This window comes from Allobosea sp., assembly GCF_017308075.1.
Lineage (GTDB): Bacteria > Pseudomonadota > Alphaproteobacteria > Rhizobiales > Beijerinckiaceae > Allobosea.
On the sequence record NZ_JAFKFX010000030.1, the window covers coordinates 66,547 to 81,655 of the forward strand.

Annotated in this window: 15 protein-coding genes; 5 read left to right on the plus strand and 10 right to left on the minus strand. The window is 67.5% G+C overall.

What is annotated here, in order from left to right; translation table 11 throughout:
• Positions 1 to 89 precede the first annotated feature (89 nt).
• Genes J0J10_RS11985 through flaF form a run of 3 tightly spaced genes read left to right on the plus strand, consistent with a single transcriptional unit; the run spans position 90 to position 2,219 of the window.
• A complete protein-coding gene (locus tag J0J10_RS11985; protein ID WP_291646800.1) occupies positions 90 to 1,424 on the plus strand; it encodes a flagellin N-terminal helical domain-containing protein in 1,335 nt (444 codons plus the stop codon).
• Between the two features lie 47 nt (positions 1,425 to 1,471).
• Positions 1,472 to 1,864 carry a flagellar biosynthesis repressor FlbT gene (flbT, locus tag J0J10_RS11990; protein WP_291634334.1) on the plus strand — a complete coding sequence of 131 codons (393 nt, stop codon included), beginning with the start codon at positions 1,472 to 1,474 and terminating at the stop codon, positions 1,862 to 1,864.
• Positions 1,848 to 2,219, plus strand: coding sequence for a flagellar biosynthesis regulator FlaF (gene flaF / locus J0J10_RS11995; RefSeq protein ID WP_291634331.1), 372 nt, complete (start codon positions 1,848 to 1,850; stop codon positions 2,217 to 2,219). The genes flbT and flaF overlap by 17 nt, the downstream gene beginning before the upstream one ends.
• 160 nt (positions 2,220 to 2,379) lie before the next feature.
• Here the strand turns inward: flaF and J0J10_RS12000 are convergent, their stop codons facing one another.
• From J0J10_RS12000 to J0J10_RS12030, 7 genes are all read right to left on the minus strand, one after another.
• Positions 2,380 to 3,897 (minus strand): flagellar biosynthesis protein FlgL, encoded by a 1,518-nt coding sequence (locus J0J10_RS12000; RefSeq protein WP_291646801.1) that lies wholly within the window; start codon positions 3,895 to 3,897, stop codon positions 2,380 to 2,382.
• A gap of 12 nt (positions 3,898 to 3,909) precedes the next feature.
• On the minus strand, positions 3,910 to 5,772 hold the full coding sequence (flgK, locus tag J0J10_RS12005) for a flagellar hook-associated protein FlgK (protein WP_291646802.1): 1,863 nt from the start codon (positions 5,770 to 5,772) through the stop codon (positions 3,910 to 3,912).
• A 64-nt stretch (positions 5,773 to 5,836) separates the two neighbouring features.
• Positions 5,837 to 7,249: a flagellar hook protein FlgE gene (locus J0J10_RS12010; RefSeq protein WP_291646803.1), complete on the minus strand. Its 1,413-nt coding sequence runs from the start codon at positions 7,247 to 7,249 to the stop codon at positions 5,837 to 5,839.
• 297 nt (positions 7,250 to 7,546) lie between these two features.
• A complete protein-coding gene (locus tag J0J10_RS12015) occupies positions 7,547 to 8,554 on the minus strand; it encodes a YcjF family protein (protein ID WP_291646804.1) in 1,008 nt (335 codons plus the stop codon).
• A 13-nt stretch (positions 8,555 to 8,567) separates the two neighbouring features.
• Positions 8,568 to 10,016: a YcjX family GTP-binding protein gene (locus tag J0J10_RS12020; protein ID WP_291646805.1), complete on the minus strand. Its 1,449-nt coding sequence runs from the start codon at positions 10,014 to 10,016 to the stop codon at positions 8,568 to 8,570.
• A 13-nt stretch (positions 10,017 to 10,029) separates the two neighbouring features.
• A complete protein-coding gene (locus tag J0J10_RS12025) occupies positions 10,030 to 10,557 on the minus strand; it encodes a SixA phosphatase family protein (protein WP_291634319.1) in 528 nt (175 codons plus the stop codon).
• 38 nt (positions 10,558 to 10,595) lie between these two features.
• A complete protein-coding gene (locus tag J0J10_RS12030; RefSeq protein ID WP_291646806.1) occupies positions 10,596 to 11,282 on the minus strand; it encodes a TetR/AcrR family transcriptional regulator in 687 nt (228 codons plus the stop codon).
• A 103-nt stretch (positions 11,283 to 11,385) separates the two neighbouring features.
• Here J0J10_RS12030 and J0J10_RS12035 point away from each other — a divergent pair, with 103 nt between their 5' ends.
• Positions 11,386 to 12,645 carry an ABA4-like family protein gene (locus J0J10_RS12035; protein ID WP_291646807.1) on the plus strand — a complete coding sequence of 420 codons (1,260 nt, stop codon included), beginning with the start codon at positions 11,386 to 11,388 and terminating at the stop codon, positions 12,643 to 12,645.
• Positions 12,646 to 12,654: 9 nt separating this feature from the next.
• Here the strand turns inward: J0J10_RS12035 and J0J10_RS12040 are convergent, their stop codons facing one another.
• Together J0J10_RS12040 and J0J10_RS12045 are read right to left on the minus strand one after the other, a co-directional pair.
• Complete coding sequence (locus J0J10_RS12040) at positions 12,655 to 12,900, minus strand: helix-turn-helix domain-containing protein (protein WP_291646808.1); 246 nt, start codon at positions 12,898 to 12,900, stop codon at positions 12,655 to 12,657.
• A gap of 10 nt (positions 12,901 to 12,910) precedes the next feature.
• Positions 12,911 to 13,477 carry a DUF2975 domain-containing protein gene (locus J0J10_RS12045; RefSeq protein ID WP_291646809.1) on the minus strand — a complete coding sequence of 189 codons (567 nt, stop codon included), beginning with the start codon at positions 13,475 to 13,477 and terminating at the stop codon, positions 12,911 to 12,913.
• A gap of 50 nt (positions 13,478 to 13,527) precedes the next feature.
• Between J0J10_RS12045 and J0J10_RS12050 the strand changes: the two genes are divergently transcribed.
• On the plus strand, positions 13,528 to 14,190 hold the full coding sequence (locus tag J0J10_RS12050; RefSeq protein ID WP_291646810.1) for a hypothetical protein: 663 nt from the start codon (positions 13,528 to 13,530) through the stop codon (positions 14,188 to 14,190).
• Here the strand turns inward: J0J10_RS12050 and J0J10_RS12055 are convergent.
• The gene (locus J0J10_RS12055) at positions 14,165 to 15,010 is read right to left on the minus strand and encodes an AAA family ATPase (RefSeq protein ID WP_291634307.1); all 846 of its coding nucleotides are present in this window, start codon (positions 15,008 to 15,010) and stop codon (positions 14,165 to 14,167) included. The genes J0J10_RS12050 and J0J10_RS12055 overlap by 26 nt on opposite strands.
• Positions 15,011 to 15,109: the final 99 nt, after the last annotated feature.

The window sequence follows — 15,109 nt, forward strand, 5'->3', positions numbered from 1 at the left end:
GGCCGTTAACCGGCTGTTAGTCCTAACGAAGGATTATCCCCGCAGAGCAAACCGCATGGCGCCCGAATCGCGCCTTCAGGGGACCGAAGATGGCCAACACGATTCTCACCAGCGGCGTCAGGGCCAATCTTTTGACCCTCCAGCAGACCACTGCCGAGCAGGGCATCATCCAGAACCGTCTCGCCACCGGCAAGCGCGTCAACTCCGCCATCGACAACCCCGTCAACTACTTCACCTCGCTCGGCCTGAACGACCGCGCCAACGAGCTGAAAGGCCTGCTGGACGGCATCTCGAACGGCATCCAGACCATCACCGCCGCCTCGCAGGGCATCGACTCGATCACCAAGCTGGTGCAGTCGCTGCAATCGACGGTCAAGCAGGCCCAGGCCGACGCCGCCGCCAATCGCCCGAACCGGATCGGCGCGTCCGACGTCCTCGCCGATGCCGGCGAAGTGACCGCGACCAGCGGCAAGAGCCGCAAGGACATCGCGCTCGACAAGCGGATCAGCAATGCCGGCCCGGCGGCCGACGCGACCGCCTCGAGCGTCGGCCACCTGATCAACGCGACCGCGACACCGGCGACGGCTCTGACGGTCTCGGCCGGCGCGACCACCTACACCGTCGATCTCGGCGCCAACGCGACCGTCCGCGACCTCGTCAATGAGATCAACAAATCGGGAATCGCCACCGCCACCGTCGACGATTCCGGGCGCCTCAACGTCACCGGCTCCGGCTCCGACACGCTGCGCGTCGGCATCGGCGCCGGAGCCGACGCGACCGCGGCCCGCACCAACGCCTCCAGCGCGACCAACCAGAACGCCGCCTTCGGCCTGCTCGTCGCCGACGGCAACTCGGCCGGCGCCGGCATCACCTCGACCGGCGGCAACTCCACCGTCCGTTCCAACCTGATCAAGCAGTTCAACGATCTGCGCGACCAGATCGACAAGCTCGCCAAGGATGCCGGCTACAACGGCAAGAACCTGCTCAACGGCGACAAGCTCTCGATCATCTTCAACGAGAAGACCGGCACCAACCAGTCGAAGCTCGACATCCAGGGCGAAACCCTGTCGGCCGCCAATCTCGGCGTTCTGACCGCGGTCAGCGGCACCGCCCTGACCGGCCAGTTCAACATTCAGGACGACACCTCGCTGAACACCGTCGCCGACACGCTGACCAGCGCGCTGTCCTCGCTGCGCTCGATCTCCTCGACGCTCGGCTCGAACCTCTCGGTGGTGCAGACCCGTCAGGACTTCACCAAGAACCTGGTCAACACCCTGACCACCGGCGCCGATAATCTGGTGCTTGCCGACTCCAACGAGGAAGGCGCCAAGCTGCTCGCCCTAAACACCCGCCAGCAGCTGTCGCAGACGGCGCTGTCGCTGGCTTCTCAGGCCGACCAGGGCGTGCTGCGTCTCTTCGGCTGATCCCGAAAGGCCCCGCCCTCCCCGCCAGCCAGAAGGCAGGAACGACAATGGCCCTCAAGGTCGAGCTCAAGCCGAACGAGCGCATCATCATCGGCTCGGTCGTCATCCGCAACGATGAGCAGCGCACGCGCTTCTTCATCGAGGGTGACGCACCGATCCTGCGCGAGAAGGACATCCTCACCCCGGCGACCGCCGACAGCCCGGCCAAGAAAATCTACCTGGCTATCCAGCTGATGTATCTGGCCGGCAGCCCGACGCATCAGCACGAGGTCTATTTCCAGCTGGTGCGCGACTTCCTCCAGGCCGCCCCGAGCGCTCTGCCACATGTTTCCGAGATCAATAACTGCATCTTAAGCTCCGAACTCTACAAAGGTCTGAAATCAGCGAAGAAGCTGATCGCGTACGAGGCGGAGCTCATCGAGAATGCAAAGCGGGTTTAATGCCTACGCCGCAGCGGCCAGGTCTGCGCAGAATACGGCTTCTCCCCGCGAACTGGAGGCTTCTCTGCTCCTGAAAGCCAGCGTTCGGCTTCAGTCGATCATCGACGACTGGGCTGGCCGCTCGCGCGAGCTCGACGAAGCGCTGAACTACAACCGGAAGCTCTGGACTTTGCTGGTCTCGGCCGTGATCGCGGAAGACAATCCCCTGCCGGTCGACATCAAGCGCAACATCCTGTCGCTGGCCAACTTCATCTTCAACCATACCTTCCGCGTCGCCGCCAATCCCGGGCCCTCCGCCCTGACGGTACTGGTCGACATCAACCGCGACATCGCCGCCGGACTGCGCGGGCGCTGAGCGTCCGCTTCGACAGCCATCACCGAACGAAAACGCCGCCCGGATCCCGGGCGGCGTTTTCGTTCGGGCGGCAGGCGGCGCAGAGCGCGGCGCCACCTCCTATAGCATTGGACCGAAAAGATAGATCACCGGAACCGCGTCCGGACGGACGCGCGGCGATCTAGAGATAATTGGTGAGGCTGAGCTTCGAGAGGATCGAGGTCGTCTGGTAGCTCGCCTGCAACTGGTTCTGCAGCGCCAGGATCTGCACGGCCACCTCCTCGGTGGTGACGTTCTCGATGCCGTCCAGCGTGGTCGTCAGGTAGTTCTTAGTTGCGGTGTGGCGCTCCTTGGCCTGCGCCAGCGCCGTCTGCGCCGTCCCAAGCTCGACGATGATCTCGGACGGATTCTGGGTGCCGGGCGGGTAGCCGAGCGCATTGCGGCTGCGCTCGGTCAGCGCCTCGTAGCGCGCCTCGGAATTGGGATCGCTCGCCTGGAAGGTCTCGGCCGCCAGCACGGCAAATTGCGCAAGGCCGATGCGGAAGGCCTGCTCATTGGCGCGCGCGCCGGTTGCGACGAGCTGGCTCTGGTCGACCTGGACGCTGGAGGTCGCCCGCGCCGAGCCCGCCGCGTCGTCGCCCCTGTACCAGATCACCGTGTTGGCGTCGGTGCCGGGCGCTGGCGCGGTGGAGGCAGCGTCGAAGGGCGGGCCTGGAACGCGCAGCGGCGGGTTGCTCGGGCTGCCCGCGAAGAAATTCTCGGCAGCGACCTGTGCCGACGCTGCCGAGAGGGTGGTGTTCGCCTCGCGTGACAGCGCCGCGTCGATCGTCTCGCGCAGTCTCATCGCCGTCGTGGCATTGTCCGGACCGATCGCGAAGCTGCCATGGGCGGTGCCGTCCGTGCCCTCGGCGCGGGCGGTCAGCGTGATCTCCTCGACCGTGTCGTCGGGCAGTTTGAGCCTGATCGTCAGCGTCTCGCCGGGCAGCGGCGTTCCCACCACATCGACCGCGACATCGGCCGGAGGGCCGGCGGTGTAGTTCACCGTCAACGCCGCGGAACTGGCCGAGGCGCCGATGAGGTCGAAGCCATAGGGCGGATTGCCCGGCTCCTTGGCGATCGTCGCCGCGGTACCGGACCCTCCCGTGGTCAGCCGGCCGAAGCCGTCGACGCCGAGATCGGCCTCGCGACGCTCCGAGATCAGCTGCTTCAGCCCGGCCTTGCCGGCGCCGTCGCCGTTCATGATCAGCGAATAGTCGACGACCGGCAGCTCGTTGGCGGTACGGCCGGAGAACAGGTAGCGGCCGTTGACATTGGTGTTGAGCAGGTCGAGCGCCTGCTTGAACTTCTCCTCGGCCAGGACCTGCGGCGCGGTACGGCCGGTCGAGCTCGGCTGGTAGCTGCCGGCGCGGGTGTCGCTCACCGTCTCGCGCGTCATCTTGGCGAAATTCTCGACCGCCTGCGTCGCCAGCTTCAGATTGACATCGGCACGCTGGATCCCGGTCAGATAACCTTCGAGCGTCGAGAGCCGGTTGTTGAGGTCGAGGCTCCTGCCCCGATCCATGCCGAGGCCGGCGAAGGTCTCGCTCTTCTTCTTGGTGGCGAGCTGGCGCTGCAGATCGTCGAACTGCGCGCGGCTGGAGACGAACTGGTTCGGCTTGGCCGAGCGATAGGCGCCGGTGCCGGTGGCGGTGATGGTCATGGCGCGGTTTCCTTACAGTCTCAACAGCACGTCGAGCAGTTCCTTGACCGTCGAGATCACGCGCGCATTGGCGGCGTAGGCCGACTGGAGCTCGATCAGGGTCGACATTTCCTGGTCGACATTGACCTGCGAGTCCTCGAGGAAGCGGCTCTGAACCGAGGCCAGCGCGACCTGCTGGCCCTCGTCCAGCCGCTGTGCGGCCGCGCTCGCCTGCCCCTGGCCGGCGACGATGCGCTGGACGAAACTCGCCATCGTCATCGAGGAGGTGTTGCGTGACCCGTCGAAGCCGGTGGCGTTGGTGAAGCTGCGCTGGCTCGAGGTCAGCCGGTCGAGCAGGAATTGCGGCCGCGTCGTATCGCCCTCCGGAGTGCTCGGGCTGACCAGGACGAGGGCCTTGGGGTTGGTCGCAAGATTGGGATTGACGACGATCCGGGAGGCGAAGCCCACCGACTGCGCCCCGCCCTCATAAGAGCCGGTATAGGCGCCGTTGGCGCGGCCGGAATCGACGAAGAAGGGCAGTTCCGCCGTGCCGCCGCTCAGCAGATCCTGGGTCGGGCGGGCGGTCAGGCCGAGCACGTCTCGGGTACCGCCGGCGCCGTCATCGACGATCCGCAGCACCGAGCCGGTGTTCGAGATCGTGAAGCCGGGGCCGACCGCCGCCTGCATCTGCGCCGCGACCGAAGCCGGGCCGCCGGAGAAATCGATGCCGATGACCCGGTTATTGGCATCGCCCTCCGCCGAGGCGGGCAGCGGCAGCGAAGCGGCGGAATCGACACGCACGAAGGTGTAGCGCTGCGTCTGCCCACCGGGCGTGACCTTGTAGTCGAGCGTCACCGTGTTGCCGGCCTTCAGGCCGGCGAGGTCGACATCGAAGCCGGTGGCAGCGCCGGCGGTCGCCGCCGTGCCCGCGATCTCGCGATCGGAGAGCGCGCTGGCGAGCTGGGCCGCGATCTCGTCGAGTTGCGCCTGTGCCTGGACCAGCGTCTTGTCGCGCAGCTCGATCAGGGCGCCGATCTCGCCGGAGCGGAAGGTGTTGTTGGCGATGGCGTCGAAGCCGTTGCCGGAGATATCCTTCGCGACGATCGTGCCGACGCCGCGCTGCGCCGGATCCGAGTTCCATTGCGCGGCCGGGCCGAGCGCGCTGCGCTGGTCGAACGCGAAGGTGACCGTCGGCCGACCGTCGAAGAGCTGCGTGCCGGAGGCGGCGGTGATGGAGATTCCGCCATTCGGCTGCTCGCTCGTGCGGATCTCGACATATTGTGAGAGCTCCGAGACGATCCGGTCGCGCTGGTCGCGCAGATCGGCCGTGCCCGAGCTCGCCTCGCCATTGACGATGCGGGCGTTGACCTTGGTCAGCGATTCCAGCAGCTCGTTGACCCGGCCCACCGCATTGCCGATGCCGGCCTCGGCCTGGTTGCGCAGGGTCTGCACGCCCTCCGACATCGAGCGCAGGCGGCTGGCGAGCTGGCTTGCGGCATCGAGCACGGCGGTGCGGCTGGTATAGGAGGACGGGTCGTTGCGCAGCGCCTGCAGCGAATTGGTGAAGGTGCTGAACATCGTGTCCAGCGCGGTCGCACTGCCGGGAGCACCATAGAGGCGGTCGAGCCCGGCGAAGGCCTCGGCGCGCGTCGCGGTATAGGCGGCGCCGGAGCTTTCCTGCCAGAGCTGGTGCTGGACGATCCGGTCGAGCAGGCGCTGGACATTGGGATTGTTGACGCCGACCGTCCGCCCGGTGCTCGAATCGAGATTCGAGACCGTGCGCCGGACATAGCCGGCCGTGCCGACATTGGCGACGTTCTGCGAGACGACGCCGATCCCGGTCTGCGTGCCGCGCAGACCGGAGATGGCGGTGTCGAGAGCGGTTCCGAGCCCCATCGTCAACTCCTGTCGTCTCGCCCCGGCCCTCCTGGACCGTCAGGCCGCCGGCGCGCGAACGTCTTCAGCGAATGATGTTGAAGACGTCGCGCAGCATCTCCTGCGCCGTCGAGATCACCTTGGTGTTGGCCGAATAGGCCTGCTGGGTGATGATCATCTTCGAGAATTCGTCGGCGATGTCGGTGTTGGACTGCTCGACATTGCCGCCGATCAGCTGGGAGGTGCCGAGACCGACGATCGGCGCGCCCGACTCGATCGTCTCCTCGAAGGCGCCGCCATCGAGGCGCTTCAGCGCATTGCCCGCATTGAACCGGGCCACCGAGATCTGCGCCAGCGCGACGACCTGGCCGTTGCTGAAAGTGCCGATGACCTGTCCCTCGTTCGAGATCGAGACGCGGTCGAGCGTGCCGGCGGTGTAGCCGTTCTGGCGGATACTGCGGGCGTCGATCTGGCCGCTGGTGTCGCCGTTCTGCGTCAGGCTGGTGCCGTTGGTCACGATCGTGATGGGAGCGGTAGCCGGGGAGATCGCCGTGCCGCCGATCGTCATGGGCGGTATCGTGATGTTGCCGCTGGCGGGGGTCGTCATCTTGCCGGTCGAATCGAAGGTGATGTCGACATTGACGTTGCGGTAGGCGACGGTGGAGCCGGTGGCTCCGGTGTTCTCGGCGATGAAGAGGTTCCAGGTGTCGGCGACCGCCGGCGGGCCGGCCGTGGCGTTGGAAACCTTGGCCCAGCGCAGCTCGACGCTGGTCGCCTTGCCGAGCGTGTCATAAACCGTGACCGAGCCGCCCGGGATCGAGCGGTTGAGGAAAGTGGTCATATCGCTGCCGACCACGGTGCCGGTGCCGCCCGAGGCCGTCGTCCCGGGATTGGTGCCGAAGCCAGTGCCGGCGTTCAGCAGCTCGGAGCCTGCCGTCGTCGAAACGGCGCTGTTGGTCTTCGGATAGGCCGGGATATTGGCGCTGTATTCGATCTCGGTGGTCGCCTTGGCCGGGAACTGGTCCTTGGTGATGCGCAGCACGTCGGGCTGGCTGCCGATCACCTGACCGGTCACCGGATCGATCTTCTGACCCTTGAGATAGTAGCCGGCGCCGTTGACGAGATAGCCGTCGGCGTCGAAGTCGAAATCGCCGCGGCGGGTGTAGAGATTGCTGTTTGCGAACTGGGTCGAGGCGCCGACGCCGCTCTGGCGCTGGTCGACCACGAAGAAGCCGTCGCCGTTGATCGCCGCATTGGTGTCGATGCGCGTCGAGTTCAAATCGCCCTGGATTGTGTTGGTGGCGCGGCTATAGGACGCGACCGAGCCGGCGATCTGGCGGTTCAGCGCCGTATCCGGGATCAGGTCGGAGAAGCTGGTGTCGACCCGCTTGAAGCCGGCGGTCCGCGAGTTCGCAATGTTGCCGGAGATATTCTCGAGGGCATAGGACTGGGCCTGCATGCCCGTCACCGCCGTCGTCAGCGCACTGAAAACACCCATCGCAACCTCACCTGGCCATCAGACCCGGACAGCGCCCCCCATGGGCGGCATGTCGAACCGCAGGTGAGTTTGCACGCCCCGTGCCACGGCCAGGGCTGAGATATTTCAAGAACTTGGATGGTTTTCAGAGCGTTTCCCGGCGCTTCCGACCGGGCAGATTCGTCCGGCACCGGCAAATTCTGCCGGGTGCCCCTGTCCGTCTCGGCACCAGATTGTCTTCGAATATGTCGACGTCATTCTGGACAAGCCGCGCCGCGGCGCTCTCCGGAATGACGGTGCCGGCCAAAGAGATACGCTTCAGCTCTCCTTGCCGCCCCAACCCGACAGGTCCCCGGCCACGTCCGACAGGCCGGGCGGCTGCGCCTCGACAAAGGGCAGCGGCCGGCAGACGGCAATCGCGGCGAGGCCGATGCGGGCGGTCAGCAGCCCGTTCAGCACGCCCTCGCCGAGCTTGGCCGAGAGCCTCGCCGCCAGCCCCTGGCCGAGCACCTGCTGGACCACCGCGTCGCCGGCCGCGATGCCGCCAGTGACGACGAGATGGCCGAGCACATGCCGCGCCAGCCTGAGCAGGCCGAGGGTCCCCGGCCGGCCGGCATAGACACCGGCGACCGCCCGCAGCAGCCGGGCGCAGGCGACGAGCACGAAGACCACGTCGATCAGCGCGCGCGGGCTGACGGCGGTGACCAGCGAGACCCGCCGCGCCGCCTGCGCCACCTGCGCCTGGGCGAGCGCATCGAGCGGAGCCATCAGGCTGCGCTCGGCGACCGTGAGGAGATCCCGCGCCGCCAGCAATTGCGGGGTGTGGGCGGCAAGCTCGGCCCGGCCCTTGGCGGTCTCCGCCCGGCCCGAATAGAGCCGTTCAAGATCGGCCGTGACGGCCCGAGCCTTGGCGAGGTCGCTTTCGGCGAGCGCCGCGACGGCGCGCTCGCGCAAGGCCTCGACCCGGCGTTCGCGCAGGATGTCGCGCAGCACGCGGGCGAGCATGACGAGGAGCGCCAGCGCCGCGAGACCGGCGCAGATCAGCGCCGCAATGCCGACGGCCGGGTTAAGGGCGAGCAGCCACCTGATCGTCTGCTCGGTCCAGATCGTGGCGGAGAGTACGAGCAGGCCCGACAGCGCCGCGACGAACAGGCTCCCCCAGCTGAAGCCGCGGCGGCGCGGTACCGGTGTGGCGGGCGCCGCCTCTGGTTCGATCGGCTCGTGCTCCGGCAGGATCGCGACGTCGCCGCCGGCGGCCAGCCGCTCGGACAGCTCGTCTTCCGGCCTCGCCGGGTCGAGACGGACGGCTCGTGGTGCCTTGCTCACCCTTGCCCTCCCCTCATGCCAGCCGGTCGCCGATCAGGAATTCGAGCGCACGGTCGAGGCGGATCTGCGGCGGCGGCGAAAGCCTTCCGCCGGCATCCGGCTTGACCAATGGCGGGCGGAAGCGCGGCGCGCGCACCTGCCAGCGCGGCGTCGCCGGATCGAAGATCGCCTCGGGCCGCTGCGGCAATTCGCCGGGAAAGATCGCGGCCTCGGTCTGGCCATCGAAGACCTCGCCATCGACGACCTCGCCGGCCTCGGGCACGCCGGCGATCGCCGGCAGCTCCTCGCGTCCGTCGCGGATGCGGACCTCGCGCGTCGCGCGGATCGCGGCGAAGGCCATCGCCTCGACCTTGGCGCCCGCCCCTTGCGCCTTGCTCGCGGCGCGCGCCACCAGATGCGACATCACATTGGCGAGCCGGTCATGGCTGGTGTGGTGGATATGGTCGGCCTTGGTCGCGGCGAAGAGCACCTTCTCGATGCGCGGCGCGAACAGGCTGGAGAGCCAGGAATTGCGGCCGACCGAGAAGGCCGACAGCGCCTGGCCGAGCGCCGTCTCGAGATCGGCGAGCGCAGCCGGGCCGGCATCGAGCGCCGCCAGCGCGTCGACCAGTACGATCTGCCGGTCGAGCCTGGCGAAATGCTCGCGGAAGAACGGCACCACCACGACCCGCTTATAGGCCTCGAAGCGCTCCGCCATCAGCCCGGCGAGCGTGCCCGGCGCGGGCTGGACGCCGGGCGGAAGATCGAGCGGCGCGAAGGTCAGCGCCGGCGAGCCATCGAGATCGCCCGGCATCAGGAAGCGCCCGGGCGGCGTCACCGCGACGGCCTCGGGGTCGGCTCGCAGCGCCGCGAGATAGGCCTTGAAGCGCTCGCTCGCCGCCTCCGCCGCCATCTCGTCGGCAGGGCCGCCGGGATCGCGGGCTTTCAGATCCTCGAGCCAGGGCGTCGCCACCGGCAGGCGATGCGGCTTGCGCGCATCGACGACCTCCTGGGCCGACCAGCCGGCATAGTCCTGGCCGATCAAAGCGAGGTCGAGCAGCCATTCGCCGGGATAATCGACGATGTCGAGGGTCAGCGTCGCCGGCCCCTTGAACCAGCCCTGCGCCCGCTCATAGTCGATCTCCAGCCGCAGCTCCGAGATGCGGCGGGTCGATTCCGGCCAGCGCCGATCCGGCCCCGACAGGGCGGCGCGGTGCGCCTCGTAGGGAAAGCGCGGAATATCGGGATCGGGCTGCGGCACCAGCCGCACGCGGGCGATCCGCCCTTCCGCCGAAGCCTTCAGCACCGGCAATTTGGCGCCTTCGACCAGATTCTGGATCAGCGCCGTGGTGAAGACGGTCTTGCCCGAGCGCGACAGGCCGGTCACGCCGATGCGCAGCCGTGGCCGCGCCAGGCCGAGCAGGCTGTCGCCGAAAGCCAGCGCCGCATCGCGGGCCTCGTCGAGATAGGAGGCCGACGCCATCAGGCCGGGCGCCTCACTCGTCCGGCCCCTCGCCCAGCGAGGCGGGCGTGACGAAACGGTCGAGCCGGCCGGAGCGGGGCGCAAGGTCGCGCCAGTCCTCGATGTCGAAATCGAGCACCGCAAGCCCGGCGGTCGGATATTTCTGGGCCATGCGTGCCGCCGCATAGCGGTCGCCATGGCTGGTGAGCTTGGAGGCCAGCTCCTCGAAGCCGGGGTTGTGGCCGATCATCAGCAGAGTCCGCACCGAAGGCTCGACCTCCTGCACCACCGCGAGCAGGCGCTCGGACGGCGATTCATAGATCCGCGGCTCGAACTGCGTCGCCGGCTTTTCCGACAGCATCGGCCGCACCAGCTCCCAGGTCTCGACCGTGCGCTTGGCCGGCGAGATCAGGACGAGGTCGGGCAGCAGCAATTCCTCGGCGAGATAGCGGCCCATCAGCGGCGCGGCTTCCCGCCCGCGCGTGGCGAGCGGCCGGTCACGATCGGCGGTGTTGGCGGGCCAGGCCGATTTGGCATGGCGCAGGAGCATCAGGCGGCGCATGACCGCCATCTAACCATGCCCGCCGGGATTTGCGAGGGCTATGCTCCGACATCGCTCCGCCGCTGGCGCACCGCGCTGACCAGCAACTGCACGAGTTGCTGGGAATAGAGCTTCAGCAGGCGCTCGCGGCCGCCGGGCAGGGTCTCGAATGAGCCGAGCTGGCCATCGATCAGCATCGTCGAAAATCCGTGCGTCAGCGACCAGACGAAGAGGATCGCGCCGAGATCGGCATCCTCGGAATAGCTCGACGGCAACCGCGTCAGCGGATCGTCCGTCATTTGCCGCCCGAGGGCCAGCTTGGTTTCGCGCACCAGGATGCCGAAGGCCCGCAGGCCGGCGCGCATCAGCGCGTCGTCGCCGCGCTTCAGGCCGAGACGCCCGAAGACGACCCGGAAGCGGCCGGGCCGCGCCAGGGCGGCCGCGACATAGGCGTCCGCGATCGCCGCGAGCCGGTCGCCGCCGCTCGTGACGGCCTCCGCCACCGCCGCCTCCATCGCATTGGAAAGCTCGTCGAAGCCGAGCGTCGCCACGGCGGTCAGCAAGCCCACCAGATTGCCGAAATGATGCGCCGGCGCCGCCGGCGAAACCCCGGCACGCCGGGCGCATTCGCGCAGGGTGAAGCCGTCGACGCCCTTCTCGGCCAGCACCGCCTCGGCCGCGTTGATCATCGCCTGGCGCAGATCGCCATGATGATAACCGCCGCGCCCCGCTACCCCGATCGCCATTGCCGGCCTCGCATCTTTACAGCGTCAAAATCTAACTTGACGCCGTCAAGATAGCGCAATAGGCAGAGGCGGCAACTTAACAGCGTCAAGATCGGAGTTTGCGATGCCGAGCTTTTTCGATGACGCCTTCGCTCTCGCCGGCCGCCTCGCCCTCATCGGCTGGCTTTCGCTGATCCTGCTGCCGTGCTGGCGTGGGGTCTCGGCGGCGCTCGCCGGCTGGATCATTCCGGCCGCGCTCTCTCTCGGCTATCTCGTTCTGATCCTGGTCTACTGGCACGATGCGCAGGGCGGCTTCCGCTCGCTCGACGCGGTCGCCAGCCTGTTCGCTTCGAAGCCGCTGCTGCTGGCGGGTTGGGTGCACTACCTCGCCTTCGATCTGTTCCTCGGGAACTGGATCCTCAGGCGCTCGCAGGAGGAGGCGATCCCGCACGGGCTGATGGTGCCGGTGCTGATCCTGACCTTTCTGTTCGGCCCTGCCGGCTATCTCGCCTGGCTGCTCACCGCCGCATCGTTTCGCCTTGCCCGCGAGGACCGGATCGCCCGGTTCCAGGCGCGGATGCCGGGCTGGCTGCGCGATATCGAGATCGAGCCGCGCCTCACGGCAGCGGCCTTCGCCATGGCCGCGCTGGTGCTGCCGACCATGCTTGCCCTGGGCCTGGACGAGCGCCTGTTCGGGGGCGTCAGCCCCTGGGTGAAGCCGCTGAAATTCGAGATCTCGGTCGCCTTCTACCTGCTGACGCTCGCGATCTTACTGCCCCTGAGCAGCGAACGCTTCCGCGCCTCGCTCGCCGGGCGCTACATGGTCTGGCCGGTGATCGTGCCGATCGTGCTGGAAGTGCTCTACATCGCCTGGCGTGCCTCCCGCGTGGAGGCCTCGCACTACAATGCAACCTCGCTCGGGACGGCGCTCTACGTGTTGATGGGCATCGGCGCCGTGATGTTCACGCTCGCGCCGGGCTTCCTCGCCTATGGGCTGGCGCGGCGCGATGCCCGTCCGATGCCCCCGGTGCTGCGCTGGTCGCTGGTGGTCGGCCTTGCCTTGACCTGCGTTCTCGGTTTGCTGAGCGGTATCGTGCTCGGTCGGAACCCTGGCGGCCACTTCGTCGGCGCACTCCCTGCGCTACATCCGACGCTCCCGCTGCTGGGCTGGTCGCTCAGCGTCGGCGATCTGCGCCTCGCGCATTTCCTCGGGCTGCACGCCCTGCAGATCGTTCCGGCCTTCGGGCTCCTGATCTGGCTGGCAACGCGCCGGACCGGGCCGGGCCTCGTCACACTCGGCGCCGTCTCGGCCATCTATGCCGGCTTCACCGTGATCGCGCTGCTCGCGGCGCTCGATGCGCGCCCCCTGCTGGGCTTCGGCTGAGCGCGCAACTCAGGCCTCGCCGCCCTCGCCTTCCATGGCCACCTCCTCCGGCCCCGCTTCGTAGCGCAGCAGATCGCCCGGCTGGCAGTCGAGCACCACGCAGATCCGGCTGAGCGTGTCGAAGCGCATGCCCCGAACCTTGCCGGATTTCAGCTGCGAGACCTGCTGCTCGGTCAAGCCGATACGCTGGGCGAGCTCCTTCGAGCGCATCTTGCGACGCGCCAGCATGACATCGAGTTCGACGATGATCGGCATCGCCAAGCTCCTATACGAAACTCTGATTCTCGTCCGCGAGCCGCACCGCCTCCTTGAGCACCAGTCCGAAGGCGACGAGCGCAGCGCCCGCCGCCAGTGCACCGAACATGCCCGGATCGAGCGTGAGCGCCAGCTGCTTCTGCCCTGACGGATTGTCGAAGGTCAGCGCCACGCTCTGCAGCGCGCGCGCCAGCGGCGTGGCCACGCCCATCGCCGCCAAGAGCCAGCCGACCCGCACCAGCCGTTGGGCATTCTCCTCCTCCAGCACCAGACCACGGCCGAAACGGCCGAACAGACTGGCAAGGCGCAACATGGCCGCAGCGAAGAGACCGGCCGGCACGAAGCCCATCGCAAGCGCGAGCCAGTAACCACGCTCCGATAGCGAGCCGGGCAGCGCACTGACGCCGATCGTGCCACGGGCATAGGCGGCGAGTTGCTCCGGATCACGCCAGAGCCAGAAAGTGCCGAAGGCCATCAACGCCGCCGCCGCCAAGCAGAAGATGCGCGCGACCGCGCTCACGCGGCGCAGCCTCGCCATGGCGAGCGGCCCTTCGGGCGAGTTGATGCAGAGCGACATAAAATTTCACTCCTTGATTGACAAAATTAAACTAAGAAATGAATTTCTGAATGTCAAAGCCATTCACCGAAAGCCCCCCCATGCGCATCGCCCTACCCGCCAAACTGCTGCTTTTCGGCCTGCTCGCCGGCTGCGGCCATGTTCCTCTGGCCTCGCTGCCGAAATTGTCGAAGATCGACATCAAGACAACGGACCTCGCCGAATTGCGGGCCGGCATCAGCCTGCCATCCGATATCCGCCCCCTCCCCGGCGGGGTCAGTCTGACGCTCGTCGCCATGCCGAAGGATGGCGGTCGCCATGAGCGCAAGGTCGTGCTGGAGGAGGTCCGCGACGCGGTCGAACTGGCGAAGCTGCCGACCATGGGAGCACCTGGGCGTCGCTTCACCCTGTTCAAGCTGAGCGCTGCCGATTCCGCCCGCCTCGGCGCCTTTCGCGAGGAGATGTTCGCCGGACCGCAAAACAGCGGCAACCGCGGCAGCCTGGCGTTGGCCGCCGACAAGGCCTGCCGGCTCGGCGAGCTCACGGGCAAGCCGATCGCGATGAGCGGCTACCTCAGAACCTCGGAAACACAGGATTATGTCCTGCTGATGCGCGATTTCGATCTCAGGGAAGCCGTCCGCGAAATCGATCCCAAGATCGATCTGGCAACAGCCATCCCGCCTTGCGACGAGCCGCCGCTGGCGAAGCTCAGCGGTTCTCGCGTCGGACCATGAAGGCGAGCTTCTCGAACAGCGAGACGTCCTGCTCGTTCTTGAGCAGGGCGCCATGCAGCGGCGGGATCAGCTTGCGCGGGTCGCGCTCGCGCAGCACCTCGGGGCCGATATCCTCGGCGACGAGCAGCTTCAGCCAGTCGAGCAGCTCCGAGGTCGACGGCTTCTTCTTGATCCCCGGCACCTCGCGGACCTCGAAGAACAGCCGCAGCGCTTCCTCCATCAGCCGCTTCTTGATGCCCGGAAAATGCACCTCGATGATCGCCTGCATCGTCTCTGCATCCGGGAAGCGGATGTAATGGAAGAAGCAGCGACGCAGGAAGGCGTCCGGCAGCTCCTTCTCATTGTTCGAGGTGATGATCATCACCGGGCGCTGCGCGGCGCGGATCGTCTCGCCGGTCTCGTAGACATGGAATTCCATGCGGTCGAGCTCGAGCAGCAGGTCGTTCGGGAACTCGATATCGGCCTTGTCGATCTCGTCGATCAGCAGCACGGGCCTGACCGGCGAGACGAAGGCCTCCCAGAGCTTGCCGCGCTTGATGTAGTTGGCGATGTCGGAGACGCGGGCATCGCCGAGCTGGCTGTCGCGCAGCCGGCTGACCGCATCGTATTCGTAGAGGCCCTGCTGTGCCTTGGTCGTCGACTTGACGTGCCAGGTGATCAGCGGCGCACCGAGCGCCGCGGCGATCTCCTCCGCCAGCACGGTCTTGCCGGTGCCGGGCTCGCCCTTGACCAGAAGCGGCCGCTCCAGCCGGATCGCAGCGTTGACGGCGACGGTGAGATCCTCGGTGGCGACGTAAGAAGCGGTGCCGGTGAAGCGCATGCGTGACCCTTCGCGTGATCGGCGGCCAGAAAGCCGCTTCCTTCGGGCCCGCATCGCCGCGAGCCTGACCGAGGTCTAGTCGGCCGATCCCGGGCGAGC